The organism is Caballeronia pedi (assembly GCF_001544915.2).
Lineage (GTDB): Bacteria > Pseudomonadota > Gammaproteobacteria > Burkholderiales > Burkholderiaceae > Caballeronia > Caballeronia pedi.
This window is the reverse complement of record NZ_FCOE02000100.1, coordinates 1-2,349: the sequence shown is the minus strand read 5'-3', so window position 1 is coordinate 2,349 and position 2,349 is coordinate 1. Positions and strand designations below refer to the sequence as shown.

The following is a 2,349-nucleotide window of genomic DNA, read 5'->3' as shown; positions in this document are numbered from 1 at the left end:
AAGAACCTCGGCGCTGCTCTGAAGGACACGCGCGTGCTGATTCTGACGGGCATTCAGTTTGGCTTCGTGCTGGGTTCGTACGGCATTGGCATCTGGCTGCCGACGATTCTCAAGGCACATGGCTTGAGCATTACCGCAATCAGCTTGGTCTCGACGGTTCCGTACATCTTCGCCACGGTTGCCATGCTGACGTGGGCACGTGCAGTCGACAAGAGCGGCAAGAAGATTCTGAATCTGTTGCTGACCTGTGTGTTCGCTGCGGTCGGTATGGTCATCGCATCGATATTCCACGAGTTCTGGCCGGCGATGATCGGCATCACCATCGCAGTGATTGGGGTGACGACGGCGCGTGCGGTGTTCTGGAGCATTCCGACTCGCTTCCTCTCGGGAGCGGCTGCGGCTGGTGGCCTCGCGTTCATCAACTCGGTTGGTACGTTCGGTGGTTTCGCTGGCCCGTTCATGGTGGGTTGGCTCAAGGATGTCACCGGGTCGTTTGCGATGGGCATGCTCGGTATGGCTGGCATGTTGCTGCTGTCCACGGCACTGACCTTCTCTCTTCGCTTCTTCGTGAAAGACGAGTAATCGTTTAACAAGCACTGGCGGCGGCGCGCGCATTGCGCCGTCGGTCGCACCTCGCGTCATACCTGAAAACAAAAAACGATATATGGAGGGACCTTTGTTCTCACGTCGCAAATTTCTGATTTCCACCGGGGCTGCTCTCGGTACTGTGCCCTTCTTTCACTCTGCAGATGCGTTCAGCAAGTCGCTTGATCACATCTCACCGCTTACATTCAGGGTTCCCGACGGCACGACCGATTGCCATTGCCACATTTTCGACCCGGAACATTTTCCTTACTCTCCCAAGCGTCGCTACACGCCCCCACCTGCGACGGTGAATGACCTCCGCCAGTTCCATAAGGCAATTGGAGTGCAGAGAACCGTGCTCGTTCAGCCCAGTGTCTATGGCACCGACAACAGTTGCCTTCTAGATGCGTTGAAGCAACTTGGGCAAGCCTCCAGAGGTATTGCGGTCATCAACAAATCTTTTTCCGCCCAACAGATTGACGATTTGTTAGGTGCGGGTGTGCGCGGTGTACGGATCAACTTGGAGGTAGGAAAAGACCGCAACTCCGAAGAAGCCTATAGACGACTGATGGAAACCGTTGAGACGCTGCGTGGCCGGCAAGCAGTTGTTCAGGTTTTCGCCGCTCTTGAAGTAATTAGCTCGCTCGCTCCGCAGATTCAGGCCCAACCGCACCAGGTCGTGCTGGATCACTTCGGCTTTGCGAAAGCTGCAAAGGGACCTGAGCAGGAAGGTTTCACCGCGCTGACAGGATTAATGGCAAGTGGCAAGGTCTTCGTGAAGCTATCCGCGCCCTACCGGATTTCGAAAGTCAAGCCGGGATACCCCGATTCGAAGAGAATTGGCAAGGCTCTGGTCGACGCTGCCCCGAATCAGGTCGTGTGGGCCACCGACTGGCCACACACCGGAACGACCGAACGACCTGCAGAAGCCAAGCTGACGGACATCGAAGAATTCCGAGTTGAGGATGATGGCCAGAACTTCTCGCTTGTCAAGGATTGGGCAGGCAGCAAGCTCGACAGACAAAAATTGCTGGTCGACAATCCGTCCCAACTCTTCGGGTTCCGCGCCGTCAGGACGTGATTTAAACGGCAGAGGCGAGATTGCGGGAGGTTTGGGAATCGCCCGCATCTCGATGCTGTCGTCCATCTCAAAACGAATCTGCAAAAAAATATGAAAACCAAGACAGCGGGCGCGCCAGCGCAGCAAGTCGCTATGCAGATCGTCAAAATCAGCCACTTGAGGCCATACGCGGGTCACGAGTACCTGCTAGAACAAGCAACCGCAAACGAATGCGAGTTATCCCATTTGACGGTCAACGCGCACTCGTTCTAATGGTGCAGCGCGGAGCCCCGAAGGGTCGCAAACCGGGGGGCCCGAAGCGCCGCATCTCAGTTTGAAATCTATGCGCGCACCTGGCGTCCCCTTCACGCTGGCGGAGTGCCACGACAAGCATATCAGTAGACTGGACTCCAGCGAGCGTACAAGAAGACGAGCGCGCTCGCTGGGCTGCAACAAATTGATATTTCCGGCACTGCCAAACTCACAGCGGGCGTCCAATCCAGTGGCGCACCCTATCGAGTCTCACCGAGCTGGTCAAGGATCGCGGGATTCTCCAGCGTGGAGACGTCCTGCGTGATCTCCTCGCCCTTCGCGAGCGAGCGCAAGAGACGCCGCATGATCTTGCCCGAGCGCGTCTTCGGCAGGTTCTCGCCGAAGCGGATGTCCTTCGGCTTCGCGATCGGGCCGATCTCCTTGCCGACCCA

General features: G+C 57.0%; 3 protein-coding genes. 2 read left to right on the top strand and 1 reads right to left on the bottom strand.

Annotated elements, in window-relative coordinates; translation table 11 throughout:
• Both AWB80_RS42660 and AWB80_RS42655 read left to right on the top strand, forming a co-directional pair.
• On the top strand, positions 1 to 582 hold a 582-nt coding region (locus AWB80_RS42660; protein ID WP_143328297.1), incomplete at its 5' end, for an MFS transporter.
• A 94-nt stretch (positions 583 to 676) separates the two neighbouring features.
• Positions 677 to 1,666 carry an amidohydrolase family protein gene (locus AWB80_RS42655; protein ID WP_160147538.1) on the top strand — a complete coding sequence of 330 codons (990 nt, stop codon included), beginning with the start codon at positions 677 to 679 and terminating at the stop codon, positions 1,664 to 1,666.
• Between the two features lie 491 nt (positions 1,667 to 2,157).
• Here the strand turns inward: AWB80_RS42655 and AWB80_RS42650 are convergent.
• Positions 2,158 to 2,349: AMP-binding enzyme (locus AWB80_RS42650; RefSeq protein WP_143328296.1), on the bottom strand; the 192-nt coding region annotated here is incomplete at its 5' end.